General features: G+C 71.5%; 22 protein-coding genes. 2 read left to right on the forward strand and 20 right to left on the reverse strand.

What is annotated here, in order from left to right:
- Positions 1-6 precede the first annotated feature (6 nt).
- Complete coding sequence (locus ACODT0_RS32465) at positions 7-843, reverse strand: helix-turn-helix transcriptional regulator (RefSeq protein WP_296736714.1); 837 nt, start codon at positions 841-843, stop codon at positions 7-9.
- Positions 844-936: 93 nt separating this feature from the next.
- Between ACODT0_RS32465 and ACODT0_RS32470 the strand changes: the two genes are divergently transcribed.
- Complete coding sequence (locus ACODT0_RS32470; RefSeq protein WP_296736711.1) at positions 937-1,830, forward strand: SDR family oxidoreductase; 894 nt, start codon at positions 937-939, stop codon at positions 1,828-1,830.
- Between the two features lie 4 nt (positions 1,831-1,834).
- Here the strand turns inward: ACODT0_RS32470 and ACODT0_RS32475 are convergent, their stop codons facing one another.
- The 16 genes from ACODT0_RS32475 to ACODT0_RS32550 form a co-directional block, all read right to left on the reverse strand.
- On the reverse strand, positions 1,835-2,944 hold the full coding sequence (locus ACODT0_RS32475; RefSeq protein ID WP_489043146.1) for a M14 family metallopeptidase: 1,110 nt from the start codon (positions 2,942-2,944) through the stop codon (positions 1,835-1,837).
- A gap of 29 nt (positions 2,945-2,973) precedes the next feature.
- Positions 2,974-4,278, reverse strand: a complete 1,305-nt coding sequence (locus ACODT0_RS32480) for an MFS transporter (protein ID WP_489043147.1) — start codon at positions 4,276-4,278, stop codon at positions 2,974-2,976.
- 24 nt (positions 4,279-4,302) lie between these two features.
- Positions 4,303-4,662 carry a RidA family protein gene (locus ACODT0_RS32485; RefSeq protein WP_489043148.1) on the reverse strand — a complete coding sequence of 120 codons (360 nt, stop codon included), beginning with the start codon at positions 4,660-4,662 and terminating at the stop codon, positions 4,303-4,305.
- Positions 4,659-5,834, reverse strand: a complete 1,176-nt coding sequence (locus ACODT0_RS32490) for an alpha-hydroxy acid oxidase (protein ID WP_413765182.1) — start codon at positions 5,832-5,834, stop codon at positions 4,659-4,661. Before ACODT0_RS32490 ends, ACODT0_RS32485 begins: the two co-directional genes overlap by 4 nt.
- A 125-nt stretch (positions 5,835-5,959) precedes the next feature.
- On the reverse strand, positions 5,960-6,754 hold the full coding sequence (locus tag ACODT0_RS32495; RefSeq protein ID WP_489043149.1) for an ABC transporter ATP-binding protein: 795 nt from the start codon (positions 6,752-6,754) through the stop codon (positions 5,960-5,962).
- Complete coding sequence (locus ACODT0_RS32500) at positions 6,748-7,674, reverse strand: ABC transporter permease (RefSeq protein ID WP_395345618.1); 927 nt, start codon at positions 7,672-7,674, stop codon at positions 6,748-6,750. Before ACODT0_RS32500 ends, ACODT0_RS32495 begins: the two co-directional genes overlap by 7 nt.
- 18 nt (positions 7,675-7,692) lie before the next feature.
- Entirely contained in the window at positions 7,693-8,658 is a 966-nt protein-coding gene (locus ACODT0_RS32505) for an ABC transporter substrate-binding protein (protein ID WP_413765718.1), read from the reverse strand.
- A 38-nt stretch (positions 8,659-8,696) separates the two neighbouring features.
- Positions 8,697-10,076: an FAD-binding oxidoreductase gene (locus ACODT0_RS32510; protein WP_296732252.1), complete on the reverse strand. Its 1,380-nt coding sequence runs from the start codon at positions 10,074-10,076 to the stop codon at positions 8,697-8,699.
- The gene (locus ACODT0_RS32515; RefSeq protein ID WP_296732255.1) at positions 10,073-11,053 is read right to left on the reverse strand and encodes a fumarylacetoacetate hydrolase family protein; all 981 of its coding nucleotides are present in this window, start codon (positions 11,051-11,053) and stop codon (positions 10,073-10,075) included. Before ACODT0_RS32515 ends, ACODT0_RS32510 begins: the two co-directional genes overlap by 4 nt.
- Positions 11,050-12,240 (reverse strand): homogentisate 1,2-dioxygenase, encoded by a 1,191-nt coding sequence (locus tag ACODT0_RS32520; protein WP_296732258.1) that lies wholly within the window; start codon positions 12,238-12,240, stop codon positions 11,050-11,052. The genes ACODT0_RS32515 and ACODT0_RS32520 overlap by 4 nt, the downstream gene beginning before the upstream one ends.
- A gap of 7 nt (positions 12,241-12,247) precedes the next feature.
- A complete protein-coding gene (locus ACODT0_RS32525; RefSeq protein ID WP_296732261.1) occupies positions 12,248-12,571 on the reverse strand; it encodes a YciI family protein in 324 nt (107 codons plus the stop codon).
- A 4-nt stretch (positions 12,572-12,575) separates the two neighbouring features.
- Positions 12,576-13,640: a 4-hydroxyphenylpyruvate dioxygenase gene (gene hppD / locus ACODT0_RS32530; RefSeq protein WP_296732263.1), complete on the reverse strand. Its 1,065-nt coding sequence runs from the start codon at positions 13,638-13,640 to the stop codon at positions 12,576-12,578.
- Between the two features lie 15 nt (positions 13,641-13,655).
- Positions 13,656-14,660 carry a Bug family tripartite tricarboxylate transporter substrate binding protein gene (locus ACODT0_RS32535; protein ID WP_296732266.1) on the reverse strand — a complete coding sequence of 335 codons (1,005 nt, stop codon included), beginning with the start codon at positions 14,658-14,660 and terminating at the stop codon, positions 13,656-13,658.
- Positions 14,661-14,847: 187 nt separating this feature from the next.
- Positions 14,848-15,381, reverse strand: coding sequence for a MarR family winged helix-turn-helix transcriptional regulator (locus ACODT0_RS32540; RefSeq protein ID WP_057589773.1), 534 nt, complete (start codon positions 15,379-15,381; stop codon positions 14,848-14,850).
- A 62-nt stretch (positions 15,382-15,443) separates the two neighbouring features.
- Positions 15,444-15,782, reverse strand: a complete 339-nt coding sequence (locus tag ACODT0_RS32545) for a YciI family protein (RefSeq protein WP_296732273.1) — start codon at positions 15,780-15,782, stop codon at positions 15,444-15,446.
- A gap of 16 nt (positions 15,783-15,798) precedes the next feature.
- Positions 15,799-19,308, reverse strand: a complete 3,510-nt coding sequence (locus ACODT0_RS32550) for an indolepyruvate ferredoxin oxidoreductase family protein (protein WP_489043150.1) — start codon at positions 19,306-19,308, stop codon at positions 15,799-15,801.
- A gap of 118 nt (positions 19,309-19,426) precedes the next feature.
- Between ACODT0_RS32550 and ACODT0_RS32555 the strand changes: the two genes are divergently transcribed.
- Positions 19,427-19,921 carry an Lrp/AsnC family transcriptional regulator gene (locus ACODT0_RS32555; RefSeq protein ID WP_261216279.1) on the forward strand — a complete coding sequence of 165 codons (495 nt, stop codon included), beginning with the start codon at positions 19,427-19,429 and terminating at the stop codon, positions 19,919-19,921.
- 9 nt (positions 19,922-19,930) lie between these two features.
- On the opposite strand, the gene ACODT0_RS32560 is transcribed toward ACODT0_RS32555, so the two are convergent.
- The 3 genes from ACODT0_RS32560 to ACODT0_RS32570 form a co-directional block, all read right to left on the reverse strand.
- Positions 19,931-21,340, reverse strand: coding sequence for an FAD-binding oxidoreductase (locus tag ACODT0_RS32560; protein ID WP_489043151.1), 1,410 nt, complete (start codon positions 21,338-21,340; stop codon positions 19,931-19,933).
- A 15-nt stretch (positions 21,341-21,355) separates the two neighbouring features.
- Entirely contained in the window at positions 21,356-22,120 is a 765-nt protein-coding gene (locus ACODT0_RS32565; RefSeq protein ID WP_422099412.1) for an ABC transporter ATP-binding protein, read from the reverse strand.
- Positions 22,117-22,940, reverse strand: an 824-nt coding sequence (locus ACODT0_RS32570) for an ABC transporter ATP-binding protein (protein ID WP_489043152.1), incomplete at its 5' end; no start/stop codon positions are given. The genes ACODT0_RS32565 and ACODT0_RS32570, both read right to left, overlap by 4 nt.

Consider the following 22,940-nt stretch of genomic DNA (forward strand, 5'->3'; position numbering starts at 1 on the left):
GCCACTTCACACCAACGCCCCGATCCTCTGCGCATCCCCCGGCGTCGTCGGGTTGTAGACCACCAGGCTGAGGTCCGGCCGCCCATCGACCGTGAACGACGAGTACTCGAAGGCCAGCGGCCCGAGCACCGGATGGCGGATGTGCTTGACCGCTTCTCCGTGCACGCCGACCACGTCGTTGTCGCGCCACATGGCGTCGAACTCGGGGCTCAGCCGGCACAGCTCGTCGACCAGCGGCTGCACCAGCGCCGCGGCGCCGGCGCGGGTGGCGTCGGCGCGGAAGGCACCGAGCGCGAAGCGCGCCACGCTCTGCCAGTCGTACTGCGCGGCGCGTGCGCGCGGGTCGAGGAAGATGAAGCGCAGGATGTTGCGCTGCCCGGGCGGCAGCAGGCCGTAGTCCACCAGCATCACGCTCGAGGCGCGGTTCCATGCCACCACGTCCCAGGTCGCGGTGCGCATCAGCGCGGGACAGGGATGGAGCGCATCGAGCACGCGCTGCAGCCGCGGCGTGACGCCCTCGGGCTGGCGATAGCGCACCTCGGGCGGGCGGCCCAGGCCCAGCAGGTAGAGGTGCTCGCGCTCGATCTCGGTGAGCACCAGCGCCCGGGCGATGCGCTCGAGCACCTCGGCCGAGGGCGCGCCGCCACGGCCCTGCTCGAGCCAGGTGTACCAGGTGGCGCTGATGTGGGCGCGCTGCGCGACCTCCTCGCGGCGCAGGCCGGGCGTTCGACGCCGATCCGGCGAATAGCCGAAGGCCGCGGGATCGAGCCGGGCGCGGCGATCCTTCAGGTAGTTGCCCAGGGCATTGCCGTCCGCCGGATTGCCGTTTGCCATTGCGCTCATGCTGTTAGCCGCCATACCACGATAACGTCACTACTTTACCGGGATGGCTCGCGGTCGGAGACTGGCCGCCAACCCAACCTGGAGATCTTTCCCATGCGAGTGTTCGTCACCGGCGCGACCGGTTTCATCGGCCTGCCCGTCGTCAAGGAACTGGTGGCGGCCGGCCACCAGGTGATCGGCCTGAGCCGTTCACAGGAGAAGGCCGCCGCCTTGAAGGCCGCCGGCGCCGAGGTGCTGCACGGCACCCTGGAGGACGCCGGCAGCCTGCGCGCCGGCGTGGAGCGCGCCGACGGTGTGATCCACCTGGCCTTCAACCACGACTTCTCGCGCTTCGTGCAGAACTGCGAGGACGACCGCCGGGTCATCGATGCGCTGGCCGCGGCGCTCGCGGGCTCCGATCGGCCGCTGGTCGTCACCTCCGGCACCGGCATCGCCAACACGGTGGCGGGCCAGCCGGCGAAGGAAGACCATCCGACCGTGGGCGCCGACACGCATCCGCGCGCGGCCTCGGAGGAAGCGGCCAATGCCGCCGCCAAGGCGCATGGCGTGAACGTGTCGATCGTGCGGCTGCCGCAGGTGCACGACACGGCGCGCCAGGGCCTGATCAGCCCGCTGATCGAGATGTACCGCGACAAGGGCGCCTGCGCCTATGTCGACGATGGCCTCAACCGCTGGCCCGCGGCGCATGTGCTCGACGTGGCGCGGCTCTTCAGGCTCGCGGTCGAGAAGGCGGCGCCGGGCGCGAAGTACCACGCGGTGGCCGAGGAAGGCGTGGCGATGCGCGAGATCGCCGAGGCGCTCGGGCGTCGGCTGCAACTGCCGGTCCGCTCCCTCACGGCCGACGAAGCACCGGGCTTCTTCGGCTGGCTCGCGATGTTCGCGGGGATGGACCTGCCCGCCTCCAGCGCGTGGACGCGCGAGACCCTGGGATGGCAGCCGACGGGGCCGGCGTTGATCGCCGACCTGGAGCGGCTGCGGACGGCCTGAACGGTCAGGCCTCGCGCAAGCCCTGCAAGGTCTGCAGCAGCACCACGCGCGTCTGCCCAAGCACCATGCCCTTCCACTCGTCGTTGTCGCAGTAGAAGGCATCGCGCAGCTGCTGGCGGATCTCGCGCCGCTGCGACTCGGGCGCTTCCGGATGGCGGCGCAGCCAGGTATCGGCGCTCAACCGCAACAGCATGTCGTCGACGGGGATGGTGCCGAACTCGAGGCCCATGGGCGCGATGCGCGCCCGTGGGCATTCGTCGTAGGCGGCGGAAACCACCGGCCCCGACACATGCGCGGACACGGAGTCCTCGCCGAACAGCGCGAAGACGTCGGCACCCCACCAGGCGCGCGCGAGCGCGAGGTCCTCGGGCGCGTTGCGGCCCGGGTATACCTTCTCGCCATGGCCATAGGGGCCCAGGCCCGTGTGCACGTCGATCCAGCCGATGTGGGTGGCCGAGGCCGCGTACTTGCGCAGGATCGAACGGATGGTCCTGTTGCTCCACGAGGGCGCGGTGCCGCCGTAGAACAGGCCGTCGGGCGAGACGTACTGGCCCTTGGTGACGGCGGCGCGGAAGGCGCGCATGCCGTGCTTGTCGATGTAGGCGGCCACGGCCGCCTCGTCGGCCGGCGTCGGCGGCCAGCTCGCGGGCAGCACCAGCGGTTCGACGTCGGTGTACTCGGCGTTCACCGGCAGCGGCGCGCCGAAGTCGATGTGGTTGCGGTTGAGGTCGATGTTGTCCTCGTTGGTGCGGTGCAGGTGCGAGAAGCCGTGCGGATTGACGGCATGCACCAGCAGCAGCGCCACGCCGGCCTGCTGCAGGCGCGCGAGCAGGTCGTCGTCATGCAGGGTCGCGACCTGCGTGCCCGAGCCGCAGAAGCCCTCGGGGCCGTGCGTTCCCGAAGTCACGAGCAGCAGCTTCTTGGCGTCGATGGTGCCCAGCAGCGCGACGTCGGTCGCGAGTTCCTCGCCGAGCGCGCCGCGATGGGCTTCATTGACGAAGGATTCGATCGAAGCGCCGCGAGCGTGCGCGGCCTCGAGGAACTTGGCGCGGGCCTCGACGTAGGTGCCCGAGAAATGCCGCGTGGCGGCGCTGCCGTGATGGGAGATGGTCATGGAAAGCTTCGAAGAAGAGGCGAGTGTTTTCAGGCGTGCGCACCGGCCGCGTCGATGTCGCGGCCCGTATGGTCGCGCAGCCAGATCAGCCCCAGCAAGGAGACCGCGGTCATCGCGACCAGGTACCAGGCCGGCGCGAGCTTGCTGCCGGTGGCATCGAGCAGCCAGGTGCTGATGAAGGGCGCGAAACCGCCGAACAGCGCCACGCCCACGCTGTAGACCAGCGACATGCCGCTGGCGCGCACCGCCTTCGGGAACATCTCGGGCAGCATCGTGATGCTCGGCGCGGTCTGGCCCACGAGGCCCAGGCTCAGCACGCCGAGCACGGTGAACAGCACCGCGGGCGTGGGCGAGGCATTGAGCCAGAGGAAACCCGGGTAGATCAGCAGTACGAGGAACACGCGGCTCCAGAGGATCAGCGGCTTGCGCCCCATGCGGTCCGACAGCGCACCGACCAGCGGCGACACCACGAACAGGATCAGGCCCGTGATCGCCGCGCCGAACAGCGCCACCGAGGGCGCCAGCCCCAGCTCGCGCACCGCGTAGGTCGGCATGTAGAAGGTGATCACATAGGCGGCCGTGGTGCCGCCCACCATGGTGAGGATGGCCGCGAGCACCGTGCCGCCATGCTGCGTGCAGACGATCCGCAGGCTGCTCTCGCGCGGCTTCGCGCTCGCATCGGGCGCGATCTCGAGCGACTCGTGCAGGTGGCGGCGGATGTACATGCCCACCGGCGCGATCAGCATGCCGATGAAGAAGGGGACGCGCCAGCCCCAGCTTTCCATGGATTGCGGCGACAGCGTGAAGGTCAGCGTGCCCACCACCACCGCGCCGAGCATCACGCCCAGGCCCTGGCTCGCGAACTGCCAGCTCGCCATGTAGCCGCGGTTGCGCGGCGTGGCATGTTCCACCAGCAACGTGGTGGAGGCGCCGACCTCGCCACCGGCCGAGAAGCCCTGGATCAGCCGCGCCAGCACGATCAGCACCGGCGCAGCGACGCCGATGCTCGCGTAGGTTGGAGTGAAGGCGATCACCGCGCAACCCAGCGCCATCAGGAAGATGGTGAGCGTCATGGCCTTCTTGCGGCCCGCGCGGTCGGCATAGGCGCCGATCACGATGCCGCCCAGCGGCCGCATGATGAAGCCGACGCCGAAGGTCGCGACCGTGAGCAGCAGCTGGCCGTAGCCACTGAAGGTGGGAAAGAACAGCTTGCCGATCACCAGCGCGAGAAAACCGTAGACGGTGAAGTCGAAGATCTCGAGGCCGTTGCCGATGGTGGTGGCGACGATGGTCTGGCGCCGGCTGATGGCGGTGTGCGCGGGGGTTGTGCTCATGGGCGTCGAGGGAGGGAGGGAATGTCAGTCGGTGCCGATGGCGGCGACTACGGCCACCTCGACCAGCAGCGCGGGCAGCGCGAGCCGCGCACCCACGGTCGCGCGCGCCGGTGCGCATCCGGGCGGCAGCCAGTCGGTCCACGCGCGGTTCATCTCGGCGAAGCCGTCGATGTCGGCGAGCCAGATGGTGGCGCTCAACAGCCTCGACTTGTTCGAGCCCGCCTGCGCCAGCAGCGCGCCGATGCGCAGCAGGATGCGCGCCATCTGCTCGCCAACGGTCGCCGCGGGCTGCACCAGGTCCACCTGGCCGGCGAGGTAGACGATGCCGCCATGCACCACTGCCTGGCTCATGCGTTCGTCGGTGTGCAGTCGCTCGATGTTCATGCCGTCTCCTGTCGCGGTGCCACGGGAGCGGCCCCCCGCACCATGTGGGCGCCGATCGACGCCACGCTGCCGGCGCCCATCAGGCACTGGCAGACCTCGAATTCCTCCTTGAGCAGGGCCAGCGCCCTGGCAACGGCCGGCTCGCCGCCCGAGGCGACCGCGTAGAGCGTGGGCCGCCCGATCTGCACGGCGGTGGCGCCCAGTGCGAGCGCGCGTGCGATGTCGCTGCCGGTGCGCACGCCGCTGTCGAGCAGCAGCGGCAGGCGGCCACCGGTCTCGCTCGCGAACTCGGGCAGGATCTCGATCGGCGCGACGGCACCGTCGAGCTGCCGCCCGCCGTGGTTGCTGATCACGATGGCATCGACGCCGAGCTGCTGCGCGCGGCGGCCCTGCGCGGGATCGAGCAGGCCCTTGACGATCAGCTTGCCGGGCCAGCGCTCGCGCACCCAGGCGATGTCGTCCCAGCCCAGCGACGGGTCGAGCTGGGCCTGCATGGTCTGCGCGATGGTATGGGTGGCCCGCAGGCCGAGCTCGCCGGCCATCAGCTCGAGCCGCGGCGCGCCGGCGCGCAGCGAGCGCCAGGCCCAGCCGGGCCGCGCGAGCACGCTCGCGAGCTTGCGCGGGGTCCAGCGCAGCGGCAGGCTGAAGCCGTTGCGCTCGTCGCGCAGCCGCCGGCCCGCGACCGGGTTGTCCACGGTCACCTCGAGCGCCGCGAAGTCGAGGTCGCGCGCCCGGTCGATCAGGCGCGCGCTCATCGCGCGATCGCGGAACACGTAGAGCTGGAACCAGGCGTTGCCCTGCGCCGCCTCGGCCACGGCTTCCATGGTCGCGGTGGCGGCCGTGCTCATCACGAACGGAATGCCGAAGGCGCGAGCGGCCCGCGCCAGGCAGCAGTCGGCGCCTGGCCAGGCCGCGCCCGCCAGCCCGGTGGGGCCGATGATCAGCGGCAGGGTCCACGAGCGGCCGAACAATTGCATCGCGGTGCTGCGCTGCGAGACGTCGACCGGCGCGGAGCCGAGCAGCCGGACGCGGTCGAAGGCGTTGCGGTTGCCGCGCACGCTCGACTCGGAGCCCGCGCCGCCATCGATGTAGTCGAACACCATGCGCGGCAGCGCACGCCGGGCCAGTTCGCGGAAGTCGTCGATGCAGTGCGCTTGCAGGTAGTGGGTCATGGTCTGGCGAAAATATTAAGCCGTCCAGCCGGCATATTTAATGGCGCTTTGGCCTCCGGCGAGGAGGCCGCGGCATGTTTCATGCGCCGTGCCGGCGGCGCGCGAAAGCCCGATGCGCGCATGGCTCATCCGAGCAGCAGCGCGTCGTCGGCCACCGCCTCGCCGCGCGTGCGCTCGAACAGTTGCAGCAGGTCGGGCACGTCCATGCCGGCGCGCTGCGGCCCGCTCACGTCGAGCACGACGCGGCCCTCGTGCAGCATCAGCGTGCGCGAGCCATGGCTCAGCGCTTGCCGCATGCTGTGCGTGACCATCATCGCGGTGAGCTGCTGCTCCTCCACGATCCGCTGCGTGAGCGCGAGCACGAAGGCCGCGGTCTTCGGGTCGAGCGCGGCCGTGTGCTCGTCGAGCAGCAGGATGCGCGAGGGCTTGAGCGATGCCATCAGCAGGCTCACCGCCTGCCGCTGCCCGCCCGACAGCAGTCCCATGCGGTCGTTCAGCCGCTGCTCGAGCCCCAGGTCGAGGCTGCGCAGCCGGTCGCGGAACAGCTGGCGCAGCTCGCCCCGCAGTGCCGCGCGCAGCCCGCGCCGCTCGCCGCGCCGCCAGGCCAGCGCGAGGTTCTCCTCGATGGTCAGCGCCTCGCAGGTGCCGGCCATCGGGTCCTGGAACACACGCGCCACGAGGCCGCTGCGCTGCCAGGCGCTCAGGCGCGTGACCTCCACCTCGTCGATGAAGATGCGGCCGCTGTCGACCAGCAGGTCGCCGCTGAGCGCGTTGAGCAGGGTCGACTTGCCGGCACCGTTCGAGCCGATGACGGTGACGAACTCGCCGCGCGGAATGCTCAGGTCGAGCCCGCACAGCGCGCGGTTCTCCATCGGCGTGCCCGCATGGAAGGTCACGCGCAGGTCCATTGCCTTCAGCATGCGCCGGCCTCCTTCTTCTTCGATGCGCCAAGGGCACCGCGCCGCCGGGCCAGGAAACGCTTCGAGGCCGGCATCACGAGTGCGAGCGTCACCAGCACGGCCGTGACGAGGTTGAGGTCCTGCGCCTTCAGGCCGATGAAGTCGCTGTTGAGCGCCAGCGCCACCAGCATGCGGTAGAGCACCGCGCCGACCACGCAGCCGAGCGTGGCCCAGGCGATGCTGCGCATGGGCAGCAGGGTCTCGCCGATGATCACGGCCGCCAGCCCGATCACGATGGTGCCGATGCCCATCGACACGTCGGCCCCACCCTGCGATTGCGCGAACAGCGCGCCCGCCAGCGCCACGATGCCGTTGGACAATGCGAGCGCGAACAGCGACAGCCGGTCGGTCGACACGCCCAGCGCGCGCGCCATCCGTGCGTTGCCGCCGGTGGCGCGCATGGCCAGGCCGGCCTCCGATCCGAAGTAGCGGTCGAGCGCGAACTTGACCGCCAAGGTGACGGCCAGCAGCACCAGCGCGGTGGTCCACGGCCCGGGCAGCGCCTCGAGCGGCGGCGTGTTGAATACGGTGGACGCGCCCAGCAAGGGCTCGTTGGGCTTGCCCATCACGCGCAGGTTGATCGAATAGAGCGCGATCATCACGAGGATGCCCGCGAGCAGCTGCATGATCTTGAGCTTGACGTGCAGCCAGCCGGTCGTGAGGCCCGCGAGCGCGCCCGCGGCGAAGGCGGCCGCCGTCGCGGCCAGCGGATGCCAGCCGCCCACCAGCAGGGTCGCGGCCACCGCGCCGCCGAGCGGGAAGCTGCCGTCGACGGTCAGGTCGGGAAAGTTCACGACCCGGAACGAGATGAAGACGCCGAGCGCGACCAGCGCGAAGATCAGGCCCACCTCGAGCGAGCCCTGGAAAGCGATGAGGGACATCGATGCTCCGGCCGGCGCTCAGTCGATCACGCGGGTCGCGGACTTGAGCAGCGCGTCGGACAGCGCCAGCCCCTGCCGCCGCGCCGCGGCCTGGTTCACGAGCAGCTCCAGCGTCGGGCTCACCTGCGAGGCGATGCTGCCGGGCGACTCGCCCTTGAGCACGCGCACCACCAGCTTGCCCGACTGGCGGCCGAGGTCGTGGTAGTTGGTGCCGATGCCCAGCGCCGCGCCGCGCGCCGCGAGCGAGGGGTCGGCCGCGATCAGCGGCACCCGGCCCTGGTCCGCCACCTTGGCCAGGGCCTCGAAGGCCGAGGTCACGTTGTTGTCGGTCGGCGCGTAGATCGCATCGACCTTGCCCACCAGGCTCTGGGCCGCGCTCGCCACGTCCACGGTGCGCGGCGCGGCACTCTCGATCACGCTCAGGCCGGCCGGCTGCGCGAGCTTCTTCAGCTGCGCGATCGCGGCGACGGAGTTGGCCTCGCCGGGGTTATAGACCACGCCGATGCGTTTGGCGGCCGGCAGCGCCTGGCGCAGCAGGGCCAGGTGCTTGTCCAGCAGCGGCAGGTCCGACACGCCCGTGACGTTGCCGCCCGTGGCCTCCCACGACTTGACCAGCTTCGCGGCGACCGGATCGGTCACGGCGCTGAACACGATCGGGATCTCGCGCGTCGCCGCGACCACGGTCTGCGCCGAGGGCGTGGACATCGCGACGATCACGTCGGGCCGGTCGCCGACGAACTTGCGCGCGATCTGGGCCGCGGTCGCGGTGTTGCCCTGCGCGCTCTGGTAGTCCAGGCGCAGGTTCTTTCCGACCACGTAACCGGCCGCGGCGAGTTCCTCGACGATGCCCTGGCGCGCCGCATCGAGCGCGGGGTGGTCGACGATGGCCGTGACGCTGACGCGCGCATCGGCGGCGTGCGCCGGCAGCGCGGCGAAAGGAGCGAGGACGAGCGCGAGCAGCGCCACCCGGAAGGGGCGTTTCATCATGGGAAGATCTCCAGGGGTTGAGGGGGTCGATGAACTCAGAAGAACCCGGTGACCTTGCCGGGGTTCAGGATGCCGAGCGGATCGAGCGCGGCGCGCAACGCCTGCATGACGCGCAAGCCGCCGCCGGCCTCCTCGCGCAGGAACTCGACCTTGCCGTGGCCGATGCCGTGCTCGCCGGTGCAGGTGCCGCCGACCGCGAGCGCGCGCCGGATCATCCGTGCATAGGCGGCCTTCACGCGCGCGATCTCGGCGGCGTCCGACGGGTCCACCATGAAACACAGGTGGAAGTTGCCGTCGCCGACATGGCCGCAGATCGGCGCGATCAGCCCTTCGGCCCGCACGTCCTGCTGTGCGGCCTCGATCTGGTCGGCCAGTTCGGAGATCGGCACGCAGACGTCGGTGGGCAGGCCTTCGGCGCCGGGGCGCAGGCCCTTGTTGGCCCACCAGATGTCGTGCCGCGCCTGCCACAGCCGGCTGCGGTCCTCGGGCCGGTGCGCCCACGCGAAGTCCTGGCCGCCGTGCGAGGCCGCGATCTCGCGCACCACTTTCACCTGGTGCGCGACCTCGGGCTCGCTGCCGTGGAATTCGAAGAACAGCGTGGGCGCGACCGCCATGCCGAGCCGCGTGTAGCGGTTCACGGCCTCCACCTGCAGCGCGTCGAGCAGTTCGACGCGGCCGAGCTGCACGCCGGCCTGCAGCGTCTCGATCACGGTGTCGACCGCGGCGCGCAAGGTGCCGAAGGCGCAGGTGGCGGCCGCCACGTGCTCGGGCAGCGCATGCAGGCGCACGGTCGCCGCCGTCACGATGCCGAGCGTGCCCTCGGCGCCGACGAACAGGCGCGTGAGGTCGTAGCCGGCCGCGGACTTGCGCGCGCGCGTGCCGGTGCGGATCAGTTCGCCGTCGGGCAGCACCACCTCGAGCGCCATCACGTTCTCGCGCATGGTGCCGTAGCGCATGGCGTTGGTGCCCGAGGCGCGCGTCGACACCATGCCGCCGATCGATGCGTCCGCGCCCGGATCGACCGGGAACTGCAGGCCGGTGCCGTGCAAGTGCGCGTTGAGGCTCTTGCGGGTGACGCCGGCCTCGACGGTCGCGTCCATGTCGGCCGCGCGGACCTCGCGGATGCGATCGAGCCCGCGCGTGTCCAGGCTGATGCCGCCGCGCAGCGCCGCGATGTGGCCCTCGCAGGAGGTGCCGGTGCCGAACGCCACGAGCGGCACGCGCCGCGCGGCGCAGGTGGCGACGATGCGCTGCACCTCGGCCACGTTCTGCGGAAACGCGACCGCATCGGGCGGCATCACCGGATGGAAGGTGGTGTCGCGGCCGTGCTGGTCGCGCACGGCCGGCGCCGTGGACAGCCGCTCGCCGAGCCAGCCGCGCAGGTCGTCGATGCAGGCCAGGGTGGCATCGTTCATGCGGCCACCGCCTTCTGCTCGATGCGGCCGAACAGCTCGCGGCCGTCGTCGGTATGGAACGACAGGCCCACGGTGTCGCCCGGCACCAGGTACGGCGCCAGCGCATCGGGTCCCTGCCCCGCGAGCTGCTGCAGCGTGCGCTGCTCGACGATGCAGGCCACGCCGCGCGATGCGTCGCGGTTGGAGACCGTGCCGGCGCCGACGATGCTGCCCGCGCCGAGTCCGCGCGTACGCGTCGCATAGCGCAGGATGTCGACGAAGCTGAAGTCCTGGTCGTCGCCGGTGCGCAGCTCGCCGCGTACCTGGCCGTTGACCTCGACGCGCAGGCGGCCGAAGGCACGGCCCTCGCGCCAGTCGGCGCCCAATTCGTCGGGCGTGACGGCGAAGGGGCCGAAGGCGCTCGCGGGCTTGCCGTGGAAGAAGCCGAAGCCTTTGGCCAGTTCGCCCGGGATCAGCGCGCGCAGCGAGACGTCGTTGACCAGCACCAGCAGCCGCACCTGGGCCAGCGCCTGCTCGGGCGTGGGCGCGGGGCCCAGGTCGCCGACGATCACGGCCAGTTCGCCCTCGAGGTCGGCGCCCCAGGCCGGGTCGGCGGGGATGTCCTCGCACCAGGCGAGGTTGCGGTCCGACAAGCCCTGGTAGATGACAGGCTCGGTGCGCGCCGACGGCGGCATCTCGGCGCCGCGCGCGCGGCGCACGCGCTCCATGTGCGACAGGTAGCCGCTGGCATCGACCCACTGGTAGGCGCGCGGCAGCGGCGCCAGCAGCGCCGCGAGTTCGAGCGGCTGGCCCGCGGCGGGGTCGGCGTCGAGCCGGGCCGCGGCCGCGCGCAGCAGGGGCGCCGCGCGCTCCCAGTCGTCGAGCGCGGCCTGCAAGGTGGGCGCGGCCTCGGGTACGGCGAGGCAGCGCCGCGCATCGGCCGACACCACCACGAGCTGGCCGTCGCGCCGGCCGTTGTTCAGCGTCGCGAGCCTCATGCGGTCACCTGTTCGGTCTTGTCTTCAGGCGCATCGAGGTAGCCGCGCCAGGAATCGGCGTGCTCCGCGCGCTCGAAGGCCGCCATGCCCGGGCCGATGTCGAGCGGATCGCGCGCGTCGATGTTGATCGCGACCTCGTGCAGCTCGGTGCGCGGTGCCGACAGGCTGTTGCGGTAGGCCGCGGGATGCGGCCCGTGCGGGAAGCCGGCGGGGTGGAAGGTCATCGCGCCCGGCCCCATGCCGTCGCGGCTGAAGAAGCGGCCCGCGTGCAGGAACAGCAGCTCGTCGTAGTCGTCGTTCGAATGGAAGAACGGCACCTTCAGCGCGCCCGGGTCGGTCTCGGCCGGCCGCGGGCAGAAGGTGCAGACGGCCACGCGCTGCGTCAGGAAGGTGGTGTGGGCCGAGGGCGGCAGGTGGTAGCGCGCGCTGAGCACGGGCCGGATGTCGCGCCAGTTGAGGCGCACCGGCGCGAGCGTGCCCTTCCAGCCCAGCGCGTCGAGCGGGTCGTGCGGATAGGTCAGCGTGGATACGCGGTGCCGCGCCTGGATGCGCACGGCCCACTCGCGCCGCGCGGCGTGCTGCTGCGCGATGAAGGCCTCGTCGAGCTGCGGCACGTCGAGCACGCCGGCATCGAACAGCGCATGCTCGCCGAGCAACCCGCGCTCGGGCAGGCGGAAGCTGTCGCCCGTGGCTTCGAGCAGCAGCAGGAAGGACGGCGCCGCGGGCTCGTAGCGCCAGGCGGTGCCGCGCGGCAGCAGCAGGTAGTCGCCGTCGCGCAGGCGCAGGTGACCGTAGTCGCAGTAGAGATCGCCGCCACCCTCGTGGACGAATAGCAGCTCGTCGCCGTCGGCGTTGCGCGCCAGGTGGCGCATCGGCGCCGAGGGCTTCCAGCAGCGCAGCCGCATATGGGCATTGCCCGCGACCAGCGGCGCATCGAGCGGGCAGTCGAGCGCGCCGTCAAGGCCCTGCGCGGTGGCGGGCAGCTGGTTGAGGTCGTAGGCGCGCGGGCGGTGCGGGCCGTCCCAGCGCAGCCAGGCCGTGGGCGCATGGCGGTGGTACATGTGCGTGGCCTGGCCGCCGAAGCCCTCGCGGCCGATCTCGCGCTCGTAGGTGCCGGGCGGGATGTCCGCGTGGGCCTGGCGCGAGGCGATGCCGGCGCGCATGGGAAGGACGATGGGTTTGTTCATGGACGGTTCACGGGCACTTGCGCAGTTCGGCCTGCAGGAATTCGGGCGTGTGGGGCGGAGTCATCTGGACCAGCGGCGTGAGCTCGACGGTGGCGAACAGGCCCGCGCGGTTGTAGGGCTCGGCGTCGATGAAGCGCCGCGCCTCGGCGCGCGAGGCGACCGACAGCGCGACCACCATCCCGGTCGGCTCGCGCGCATCGGCATCGAGCAGCGCCGCGCCGAACAGGGTGCGGGGCAGCCAGGCCAGCATGTGGCGGATGTGGTCGGCGCGCAGCGGCAGGCGGTCCTGCGCGCCGCCGGGTCGATAGAGGCAACGGACGAGCCAGGCCATGGTCTCAGTGCGCGTCCGCGCCCGCCTGCTCGCGCTTGATGGCCTCGAACAGCGCCTTGGCGTTGCCCTCGCCGAACGAGGTGTCGCCCTTGCGCTGGATGGCCTCGAAGAAGATCGGCCCGATCATCTTGCGCGTGAAGATCTGCAGCAGGAAGCGCGCCCGCGCGTCGGGGTTCTCGCCGGTGGCGGCGCCGTCGAGCAGCATGCCCAGCGACTTCATGCGCGCCACGTCCTCGCCATGGCCCGGCAGCCGGGTGTCGAGCGCGTCGTAGTAGGCCGAGGGCGTGGGCAGGAACTCCACGCCGGCACCGCGCAGCCGCTCCACGGTGGTGTAGAGGTCGTCGCTGAACAGCGCGATGTGCTGGATACCCTCGCCGTTGTACTCGTCGATGAACTCCTGGATCTGCGAGCTGCGGCCCATGGGCGACACCACGGTCACGCAGGCCGTGCTCGCGGGATCGCGCACCGCGATCGTGTCGAAGCCGTTGCTCGCGTCGCCGGCGACGAACTTGAACACCTCCTCGAAGCCGAAGATGCTCTTGTAGAAGTCCACCCACTGGGGCATGTTGCCCGGGTGCACGCAGTGGGTGACGTGGTCGACGCGCACGAAGGGCGCGAAGGCCGCGCCGGTGTCGGGCACGGCGGCCGGATCGAACTCGAACTGCGCGTGCAGCGCCGCGAGTGCCGCGTCGTCGACCAGGTAGAGCGCGCTGCCGCCGATGCCCTGCAGCGCGCAGTTCGGCAGCAGCGACGTCGCCGCCGCGTCGAGCGGCTGCGCGCCGCGCTCGCGGGCCAGCGCCATCGCCCGCGCGCTGTCGGCCACGCGAAAGGCCATGCCGGCGCACGACGGTCCGTGGTGGGCGGCGAATTGCATCGCATGCCCATCCTGGCGCGTGCCGACGATGAACTCGACACCCGCCTGCCGCATCAGCAGCGCATGCCCCGCACGGTGCCGCGCGACGGTGCGAAAGCCCATGCGCTCGAGCACGGCGGCCAGCGCCTGCGGGTCGGGACTTGCGAACTCCATGAACGCGGTGCCGAGCACCTCTGCACGTTCCTTCTGGGTCATTGAATTCTCCTGGCTTCAGCTGTCGATGGAAAAACCGGTGGACTGCACGATCGGCGCCCATTTGGCGAGGTCGGCACGCACCATGGCGTCGAGTTCGCGCGGCGTGACCGCGCTCGGCAGGAAGGCGCGCGCTGCATAGGCCTCCTGCAGTTCCTTCGTGGCCACGGCGTCGCGGATCTGCGCGGCCAGTGCGTTCGCGACGGCCGGCGGGGTCTTGGCGGGCGCCCAGACGGCGAAGTACTCCTGGATGTCGAAATCGCGAAAGCCGGCCTCGCGCATGGTGGGCGCCTCGGGCAGGTAGGGCGAGCGCGCGGAGCCGGTGGTGGCCAGCACGCGGATGCGCCCTTCCTTCGCGAACGGCAGCGGCTCGCTCAGCACGTTGACCGAGGCCGCGATCTGGCCGCCCACCACGTCCTGGATGGCGGGCGCGCCGCCCTTGTAGGGCACGTGCGTGAGGTTCATGCCGGCGGCCTTGCCGATCACCACGCCCGCGAAGTGGGCCATCGTGCCTTCGCCCGGCGAGCCGAAGCTGGCCTTCGAGGGATTGGCGTTGCACCACTGCGCGAACTGCTGCACGGTGCGCACCTCGGGCGGCACCGCCGGCCCCACGCTCAGGCCGAACTGGAAAGTGCACACGGTCGACACCGGCGCGAAGTCCTTGAGCGGGTCGTACGACAGCCGCTTGTAGACGTGCGGATAGATCACCATCACCGAGGCGGGCGCCAGCACCAGCGCGCTGCCGTCGGCCTCCGCCGCCTTCACGTGGTCCATCGCGAGGCGCCCGCCCGCGCCCACGCGGTTCTCGACCAGCACCACCGGCGCGTAGCTGCCCTTGATGCGTTCGGCCAGCAGCCGCGCGATCGAATCGCCCGAACCGCCCGCGGGGAAGCCCATCACGATGCGCGCCGTCTTCGACAGCGTGGGCGGGGTTTCGGCGGCGGCCGCCAGGGGGAAGACCGGGATCAGCGCACCCGCTGCGGCGCAGGCCGAACCGGCAAGGATGTCGCGGCGTCGAATCATGGCTTGTCTCCTTTTTTAGGGGGTGGGCCAGATTCTAGGCTTATTCATTTCAATGTGAAACTGTTTCTTTTAGAAATTGATTTCTTGCTTCTGTCCGTGGGCTCGCCGGCACGCGGGCGCGCGCTTGCCTCCGCGAGGCACGGATCGATCGCAAAGGGGGAAGGCGCGGCGCCGGCCGCGCGGGGATTCAGACTGCCGCGGCCGCCGGTAGTGCGTCGGCCGGCGCGAGCTCGCGCCAGTCGCGCGTGTCGTCCAGCGTGGCGTTGGCGCGCGCGACCAGCACCTGCATCGCCGCCTGCACGGTCTTGAGCTCCTGCGGCGTGAGCGCGCTGGTCAGCTCCTGCTCGATGGCGCGCGCCAGCGGCATCACGCGCTCGTAGGCGTCGGCGCCGGTCTTGGTGAGGCGCAGCACAACCTTGCGGCGGTCCTTGGCATCGACGCGGCGCGAGACCAGCTTCTTGGTCACGAGCAGGTTCAGCGCGCGCGTGATGCTGACCTTGTCCATGGCCGTGCTCTCCGACAGCTCGGTCGCCGACATCGGCGAGAACGCGACCAGGTTGGCGAGCACGCGCCACTCGACCACGCCGATGCCGAGTTCCTCCGAGTACATGCGCGCCAGCATGCCGCTCACGCGGTTCGTGATGACCGAGCACTGGTAGGGCAGCCAGTCGTTCAGGCGCAGGATGCCGTCGGGTTGAACGCTGGCGGCATCGCGGGGCATGGGGGAGGCACTCTCTTTTGACGGCATGGCCGGGGACTTTAGCGCAGGCACGCCGCGCGGCCTCAGTCCGATGCCGAGACCCCGCGCGATGCCTCGCGCCGCAGTTCCCGCAGGAAGCCTTCGCGCGGCTCTGGCAGGTAGCCCGTGAAGAGCGTGCGCCGCACCTCGGCGAAGAGCCCGGCGCGCGCATAGGGCTCGCCGGCCAGGAAGTCGTCGGCCTGCGCGGGGTCGTCGGTGGCCAGCAGCAGGTACATGCCGACCAGCTCGCCATCGGCCAGCGACGGCCCGCCGTGCAGCACGCGCGCCTGGTTCGCGATCATGTAGTCGAGGTGGACCGCGCGGATCGGCAGGCGGTCCCGCGCGCCACCGGGGCGGTAACGGCAATCGAGGGCGATGGGCATGGCGGGTGCTCCTCGATCAGGCGGTCTTCAGCGCGGGCGGCTGCATCGCGGGCGGCGGTGCATCGTGCGCCGCCAGCAGCACGGGCAGGTGGCGGCGGTACTCGGCGATGCCGCGCGCCTTCACGTGCCCGTAGCCGCGGATCTTCTCGGGCAGCGCCGCGACCGCCACCGCGCTGCCGATGCGCTCGCTCGTCAGCCCGTCGAGCAGGCGCCCGACGAGCCCTTCGTACTCCACCACCAGCGCGCGCTCCTCGCGCCGCTCGGCCAGCCAGCCGAAGGGATCGAGCGGCGTGCCGCGCAGGCCGCGCAGCGCCGCGAGCGTGCGGAACACCGGCAGCATCCAGGCGCCGAAGCTGCGCTTGAGCACCTTTCCATCCGCGCCGCGCTTCTCGAAGATCGGCGGCGCCAGGTGGAATTGCAGCTTGAAGTCGCCCTCGAACTGATCACGCAGGTTCTGCAGGAACTCGGGCCGCGCATGCAGCCGCGCGACCTCGTACTCGTCCTTGTAGGCCATCAGCTTGAACAGCGAACGCGCCACCGCCTCCGCCAGCCGCGGCCGCCGCGCGCCGGGCGCGACGGCGCGCTCGGCGGCCTCCACGCGGCGCACGGTGTCGAGGTAGCGGCGCGCATAGCGCGCGTCCTGGTAGTCGGTGAGGAAGCGCACGCGCTCGTCGAGCAGCTTCTCGAAGGACTGCGGCAGGTTCAGCGTGACGACGCTGCCCCGGTCGCCCATCAGCGTCTGGCGCCATTGCGGATCGGCGGCCGTGAGCCGGCCGGCCGCGAAGGCGCGCTTGTTGGCGGCCACGGCCACGCCGTTGAGCTCGATCGCGCGCATCAGCGCCGCCAGGCTCACCGGCACGCCGCCCTGCTGCCAGGCGTGGCCGAGCATCAGCATGTTGGCGCCGATGGCGTCGCCCAGCAGCGCCTTGGCGGTGGCGTTCGCATCGACGCGCTCGACCTGCGCGGCACCCGCGGCGGCCTCGATCTTGGCGAGCAGCGCGTCCTCGCGGTAGGGCAGGTCGGGCTGGCGCGTGAACTCGGCCAGGGTCTGCAGGTGGGTGTTGACCACCACGCGCGTGCGGCCCTCGCCGATCACGCCCAGCACGTCGGGCAGCACGCCCACCACCAGGTCAGCCGCGATCAGGGTGCGCGCGGTGCCCGGCAGCAGGCGCACCGCGTGCAGGCGATCGGGCGTGTCGGCCAGGCGCACGTGGCTCACGACCGAGCCACCCTTCTGCGCGAGCGCGGTGAAGTCGAGCACCGAGATTCCCTTGCCCTCGAGGTGCGCGGCCATCGCGATCAGCGCGCCGAGCGTGATGACGCCGGTGCCGCCGACGCCCGCGATCATCAGGTCGTAGGGCTGCGCGAGCGAAGGCAGCGCGGGCAGTGGCAGCGCGGCCGCGAGCGCCTCGGGGTCCTGCGCGGGCGCGGCCGCCGTGCCCTTGCGCAGGCTGCCGCCGAGCACGCTCACGAAACTGGGGCAGAAGCCCTCGGCGCACGAGAAGTCCTTGTTGCAGCTCGACTGGTCGATCTGGCGCTTGCGGCCGAACGAGGTCTCGAGCGGCGCGACCGACAGACAGTTCGACTGCGTGCCGCAGTCGCCGCAGCCTTCACAGACCTCGGGGTTGATGAGCACGCGCCGCGCCGGATCGGGATAGCTCTTGCGCTTGCGGCGGCGGCGCTTCTCGGCCGCGCAGGTCTGGTCGTAGACCAGCACCGTGACGCCCGCGATCTCGCGCAGCTCGCGCTGCACCATGTCGAGCTCGCGCCGGTGCCGCACCTGCACGCCCGCGGCCAGCGTCACGCCGTGGTAGCGCTGCGGCTCGTCGGTCACGACCACCACCTTGCGGGCACCTTCGCTCGCGACCTGGGTGCAGATCTGCGGCACGCTGGTCTGGCCGTCGACGGGCTGGCCGCCGGTCATCGCCACCGCGTCGTTGAACAGGATCTTGTAGGTGATGTTGGCGCCGCCCGCCACCGCCTGCCGGATCGCGAGGTAGCCCGAGTGGAAGTAGGTGCCCTCGCCCATGTTCTGGAACACGTGCGGCACGCGCGTGAAGGCGCCGCGCCCGAGCCAGTCGGTGCCCTCCCCGCCCATCTGCGTGAGGCCGCCGGTGCCGCGGTCCATCCAGCTCGCCATGTAGTGGCAGCCCACGCCGGCCTGCGCCTGGCTGCCCTCGGGAACCTTGGTCGAGCTGTTGTGCGGGCAGCCCGAGCAGAAGTACGGCAGCCGCCGCATGCCGTCGGCGTCGTTCGACAACGCCGCGCGCGCGGCGAAGCGTGCAGTGTCGATGCGCGCGGCCAATGAATGATCGATGGCGCGCAGCCAGGTCAGCAACGCGGCGGCAATGCTCGCGGGCGAGAGCTGGCCGGTCCAGGCCAGCAGCGGATGGCCCTCGAGGTCCTGCTTGCCGCAGACCGTGGGCCGGCGCGCGCGGTTGAACACCCGGTCCTTGAGTTGCTGCTCGACCACCGAGGCCTTCTCCTCGATCACCAGCACATGCGACAGCCCCTCGCAGAAACGGTCGGCGCCCTCGGCATCGAGCGGGAACACCAGGCCCGGCTTGTAGAGCCGCAGGCCGAGCGCCGGCAGGTCGTCGGCGCCGAGGCCGCAGCGCTGCAGCACCTCCATCAGGTCGTGGAAGGACTTGCCCACCGCCACGATGCCGGCCGTGGCGCCGGGCGCCGGCACCACCAGGCGATCGAGCGGATTGCCGCGCGCGAAGGCGCTGAAGGCCTCGAGCTTGGCGGCCAGCCGCAGCTCGACGGCCGGCGTGAGGAAGTCGCTGGTGCGGTATTCGAGCGCGGAGGTGTCGGGCAACCCGGACGCTTCGGGCAATGCGAGTGCCGCGCCCGAGGAGGCCTCGACCGAGCGCGCGCTCTCGACCGTCTCCGAGATCGCCTTGAACGCGACCCAGGTGCTGGCATGGCGCGAGGCGGCCCAACCCCAGAGGCCGAAGGCCTCGTACTCGTCGACCGAGGCCGGATGCACGATCGGGATGCCCCAGCCCATCAGCGACAGGTCGCTGGCATTGGGGATCGACGACGAGGTGGCCGCGTGGTCGTCGCCCACCACCATCAGCACGCCGCCGCGTCGCGAGGTGCCGGCCGCGTTGCCGTGGCGGATCGCATCGCCCGCGCGGTCCACGCCCGGCCCCTTGCCGTACCACATGGCGAACACGCCATCGACCTCGCGCTCGGGGTCCAGGCCGACCTGCTGGGTGCCCATCACCGCGGTGGCGGCCAGGTCCTCGTTGATCGCCGGCAGGAAGCGGATGCCGTGCTCGGCGAGGTCCGACTTGGCGCGCCACAGCTCGGTGTCAACGCCCGCGAGCGGCGAGCCGCGATAGCCGCTCACGTAGCCGGCGGTGTTCCAGCCGCGGGCCTGATCCTCCTGCCGCTGGCGGAACAGCAGGCGCACCAGCGCCTGCGTGCCTGTGAGGAACACGCGGCCTGCGCGCGCGGTGCGGTTGTCTTCGAGCCGGTAGCCTGTCTCCAGCGCGGGCGCTGCTTCTTCTGTCTGCATGGTGTGGATCCGTCCATCGGGGGAAGATCAAATATTAATCCGTCTGGACAGCATATATAATTGCGATCCATGCGGCGTTGGTGACAACCCGGCATGTTTCATTCCGGAGAACGCCGCCATGGGAAAGACCGATTCGACGCCGCTGTCCGACGCGCCCACGCGCCGCATCCTCGACCTGCTGCAGGCCGACGGCCGCATGACGGTGCAGGCACTGGCCGACGAAGTGGGCCTGTCCTCGGCGCCCTGCTGGCGCCGGCTGCGCGAACTCGAGGACAGCGGCATCATCCGCCGCTTCGTCGCGCTGGTCGACCGCAACAAGGTCGGCCTGCACGGCTGCATGTTCACGCAGATCAGCCTGGAGCGGCATTCGGAATCGGTGGTGGCGGCCTTCGAGCGCGCGGTGCAGGCCACGCCCGAGATCCTCGAGTGCTGGGTCACCACCGGCGACGGCGACTACATCCTCAAGATCGTGGTGCCCGACGCGCTGGCCTTCGACCGCTTCCTGCACCGATTCATGCTGAAGCTCGAGGGCATCCGGCAGATCAAGACCTCGGTCGCACTGCGCGAGGTGAAGAACGACACCCGGCTCGACCTGACGCGGGTGCCGCTCTAGGGAAAAGATTCAAACGCCGCGTTGCCGCAGCACCTTCCCCGGATTCATGACCCCGCGCGGATCGAGCGCCTGCTTGATCGCCGCCATCACGCGCATCGAGGCGCCGCGCTCGAGTTCGAGGAAGTCGAGCTTGCCGTAGCCGATGCCGTGCTCGCCGGTGCAGGTGCCGCCCATCGCGATGGCGCGGCGCATCAGCCGCGCGTTGAGCGTCTCGGCGCGCGCCATCTCGTCGGCATCGGCGGGATCGACCACCACGCACAGGTGGAAGTTGCCGTCGCCCACGTGGCCGCACATGGGCGCGGTGAGCCCGAGCTCCTCGACGTCGGCGCGCGCCGCCAGCACCGCCTCGCTCAGGCGCGAGATCGGCACGCAGGCATCGGTGGGCATGCCCTGGCAGCCGGGGCGCAGCGCGAGCGCGGCCCACCACACGTCGTGGCGCGCCTGCCAGAGCCGGCTGCGCTCCTCGGGCGTGTCGGCCCAGGCAAAGCCCACGCCGCCATGCTCGGCCGCGAGCTCCTCGGCCACGCGCACCTGCTGCGCCACGCTCTCGGGCGCGCCGTGGAACTCGAGGAACAGCGTGGGCATGACCGGCAGCCCGAGCTTCGCGTAGCGGTTGCAGGCCTCGACCTGCTGCGCATCGAGGAACTCGATGCGGCCCACCGGCACGCCGGTCTGCATGATCGCGGTGACCGCGTCGATGGCCGCGCGCAGGTCGGGAAAGCCGCAGCGCGCGGCCGCGATCCGTTCGGGCAGCGGATGCAGCCTGAGGCCCACCTCGGTGACGATGCCCAGCGTGCCCTCGGCGCCGGTGAACAGGTGCGTGAGGTCGTAGCCCGCGGCCGACTTGCGCGCGCGCCCGCCGGTGCGCACCACCTCGCCGTCGGGCAGCACCACCTCGAGCGACATCACGCTCTCGCGCATGGTGCCGTAGCGCACGGCGTTGGTGCCCGAGGCGCGCGTCGACACCATGCCGCCGATCGAGGCATCGGCGCCGGGGTCGATCGGGAAATGCAGGCCGCTGCCGTGCAGCGCCGCGTTGAGCTGCTTGCGCGTCACGCCGGCCTGCACGCGGCAGTCGAAGTCGGCCTCGTGGATCTCGAGCACGGCATTCATTCGCGAGAGGTCGATGCAGATGCCGCCATGCAGCGCCGCGACGCCGCCTTCGCACGAGGTGCCGGTACCGAACGGGATCATCGGCACCGAGGCCGCATGGCACAGCCGCGCGACCGCGGCCACCTCCTCGGTCGACTCGGCGAACACCACCGCGTCGGGCGCATGCAGCGGATGGAAGGACACGTCCTTGCCGTGCTGGTCGCGCACCGCCTGGCCGGTCGCGCAGCGCTCGCCGAAGCGTTCGCGCAGCTGGTGGATCACGGCGGCGACGGGGCGCTCGCGCGGCGCGAGGGATTCTTCGTTCATCGGGAGTCTCCTTCTTCAGGCCGCCAGCTTCTCGGGCGGCATCGATTCGATAGCGGCCGAGGGCGCCGCGGCCCGCCCCAGGTAACTGTCGGCGACCCGCGCATCGCGCGCGACCTCGGCGGCCGGCCCCTGCAGGCTCACGCGGCCCATCTCGAGCACGTAGGCATGGTCGGCCACCTCGAAGGCGGCACGCGCGTTCTGCTCGACCAGCAGGATCGCCACGCCCTGCGCCTGCAGCCGCCGCACGGTGGCGAAGATGTCGCGCACCACCAGCGGCGCGAGCCCCAGGCTCGGCTCGTCGAGCAGCAGGATGCGCGGGCGCGCCATCAGCGCGCGGCCCAGCGCGAGCATCTGCCGCTCGCCGCCCGAGAGCGTGTGCGCGAGTTGCGCATGCCGCTCGCCCAGGCGCGGGAACAGCGCATACACGCGCTCCATCTCGGCGGCGATCGCGCGCCGGCCCGCGCGGCGCCAGCAGAAAGCGCCGAGCTCGAGGTTGTCGGCCACGCTCATGGTGCCGAACAGGTCGCGCTGCTCGGGCACCAGCGCCAGGCCCATGGCCACGCGGCGCTCGGGCGAGACGAAGCGCAGGTCGGTGCCGTCGAGCCGCACCTCCCCGCTCATCGGCAGCCGGCCCATGAGCGCGGCCAGCAGCGTGGACTTGCCGGCGCCGTTGGGGCCGACCACGGTGACGATGCCCGAGGGCGGCACCGCCACGTCGACCTCGTGCAGCGCCGGGATGCGGCCATGGAACGCGCACAGGGCGCGGGCTTCCAGCGTCATGCCGCGCTCCCCAGGTAGGCCTGCTGCACGCGCGGGTCGTCGCGCACCGCCTGCGCCTCGCCCTCGGCGATCTTCTGGCCGAACTGCATCACGACCAGGCGGTCGGCGATGTCCATGATGAATTCCATGTCGTGGTCCACGATGAGCACGGTCACGCCCTCGCCGCGCAGCTGCTTGAGCAGCGCGGCCAGGGTCTTCTTCTCCTGGTGCCGCAGGCCCGCTGCGGGCTCGTCGAGCAGCAGCAGCTGCGGGCGCGCGCACAGAGCGCGCGCGATCTCCAGGATGCGCTGCTTGCCCAAGGGCAGGCTGGCCGCGGGCGCATCCGCGAGGTCTTCGAGGCCGCAGCGCCGCAGCTGCGCCAGCGCCATGGCCTCGATCGCGGCCTCCTCGCGGCGATCGAGCCGCAGCATGGCGCGCAGCCAGCCGTCGCGCCCGAGCAGGTGGCAGCCGAGCGCCGCGTTGTCGCGCACGCTCATGTCGGCCACCAGCTTCACGTGCTGGAAGGTGCGCGCCACGCCGCGCGCGGCCACGTGGCGCGCGCCGAGCGCGTCGATGCGCTGGCCGCGCAGCGAGATCGCGCCGGCGCTGGCGGGCAGGAGGCCGGTGATCAGGTTGAACAGCGTGCTCTTGCCCGCGCCGTTGGGCCCGAGCAGCGCGACGATCTCGCCGCCGCGCACCTCGAAGGAGACGCGATTGACCGCGACCAGCCCGCCGAAGCGCTTCTCGGCCCCGTCGACGCGCAGCAGCACCTCGCCCGGCGCGGCGGCTGCGTGCCGCGCGGGCGCGCGCAGCTCGGCCGGAGCGCCCCGCGGCGCGGGCC

Source organism: Variovorax sp. FG153, from assembly GCF_057809595.1.

What these genes read in the sequence shown, in the direction of transcription:
- ACODT0_RS32465 (WP_296736714.1), bottom strand. Translation starts at nt 843, where the DNA reads ATGAGCGCAATGGCAAACGGCAATCCGGCGGACGGCAATGCCCTGGGC.
- ACODT0_RS32470 (WP_296736711.1), top strand. Translation starts at nt 937, where the DNA reads ATGCGAGTGTTCGTCACCGGCGCGACCGGTTTCATCGGCCTGCCCGTC.
- ACODT0_RS32475 (WP_489043146.1), bottom strand. Translation starts at nt 2,944, where the DNA reads ATGACCATCTCCCATCACGGCAGCGCCGCCACGCGGCATTTCTCGGGC.
- ACODT0_RS32480 (WP_489043147.1), bottom strand. Translation starts at nt 4,278, where the DNA reads ATGAGCACAACCCCCGCGCACACCGCCATCAGCCGGCGCCAGACCATC.
- ACODT0_RS32485 (WP_489043148.1), bottom strand. Translation starts at nt 4,662, where the DNA reads ATGAACATCGAGCGACTGCACACCGACGAACGCATGAGCCAGGCAGTG.
- ACODT0_RS32490 (WP_413765182.1), bottom strand. Translation starts at nt 5,834, where the DNA reads ATGACCCACTACCTGCAAGCGCACTGCATCGACGACTTCCGCGAACTG.
- ACODT0_RS32495 (WP_489043149.1), bottom strand. Translation starts at nt 6,754, where the DNA reads ATGCTGAAGGCAATGGACCTGCGCGTGACCTTCCATGCGGGCACGCCG.
- ACODT0_RS32500 (WP_395345618.1), bottom strand. Translation starts at nt 7,674, where the DNA reads ATGTCCCTCATCGCTTTCCAGGGCTCGCTCGAGGTGGGCCTGATCTTC.
- ACODT0_RS32505 (WP_413765718.1), bottom strand. Translation starts at nt 8,658, where the DNA reads ATGAAACGCCCCTTCCGGGTGGCGCTGCTCGCGCTCGTCCTCGCTCCT.
- ACODT0_RS32510 (WP_296732252.1), bottom strand. Translation starts at nt 10,076, where the DNA reads ATGAACGATGCCACCCTGGCCTGCATCGACGACCTGCGCGGCTGGCTC.
- ACODT0_RS32515 (WP_296732255.1), bottom strand. Translation starts at nt 11,053, where the DNA reads ATGAGGCTCGCGACGCTGAACAACGGCCGGCGCGACGGCCAGCTCGTG.
- ACODT0_RS32520 (WP_296732258.1), bottom strand. Translation starts at nt 12,240, where the DNA reads ATGAACAAACCCATCGTCCTTCCCATGCGCGCCGGCATCGCCTCGCGC.
- ACODT0_RS32525 (WP_296732261.1), bottom strand. Translation starts at nt 12,571, where the DNA reads ATGGCCTGGCTCGTCCGTTGCCTCTATCGACCCGGCGGCGCGCAGGAC.
- hppD (WP_296732263.1), bottom strand. Translation starts at nt 13,640, where the DNA reads ATGACCCAGAAGGAACGTGCAGAGGTGCTCGGCACCGCGTTCATGGAG.
- ACODT0_RS32535 (WP_296732266.1), bottom strand. Translation starts at nt 14,660, where the DNA reads ATGATTCGACGCCGCGACATCCTTGCCGGTTCGGCCTGCGCCGCAGCG.
- ACODT0_RS32540 (WP_057589773.1), bottom strand. Translation starts at nt 15,381, where the DNA reads ATGCCCCGCGATGCCGCCAGCGTTCAACCCGACGGCATCCTGCGCCTG.
- ACODT0_RS32545 (WP_296732273.1), bottom strand. Translation starts at nt 15,782, where the DNA reads ATGCCCATCGCCCTCGATTGCCGTTACCGCCCCGGTGGCGCGCGGGAC.
- ACODT0_RS32550 (WP_489043150.1), bottom strand. Translation starts at nt 19,308, where the DNA reads ATGCAGACAGAAGAAGCAGCGCCCGCGCTGGAGACAGGCTACCGGCTC.
- ACODT0_RS32555 (WP_261216279.1), top strand. Translation starts at nt 19,427, where the DNA reads ATGGGAAAGACCGATTCGACGCCGCTGTCCGACGCGCCCACGCGCCGC.
- ACODT0_RS32560 (WP_489043151.1), bottom strand. Translation starts at nt 21,340, where the DNA reads ATGAACGAAGAATCCCTCGCGCCGCGCGAGCGCCCCGTCGCCGCCGTG.
- ACODT0_RS32565 (WP_422099412.1), bottom strand. Translation starts at nt 22,120, where the DNA reads ATGACGCTGGAAGCCCGCGCCCTGTGCGCGTTCCATGGCCGCATCCCG.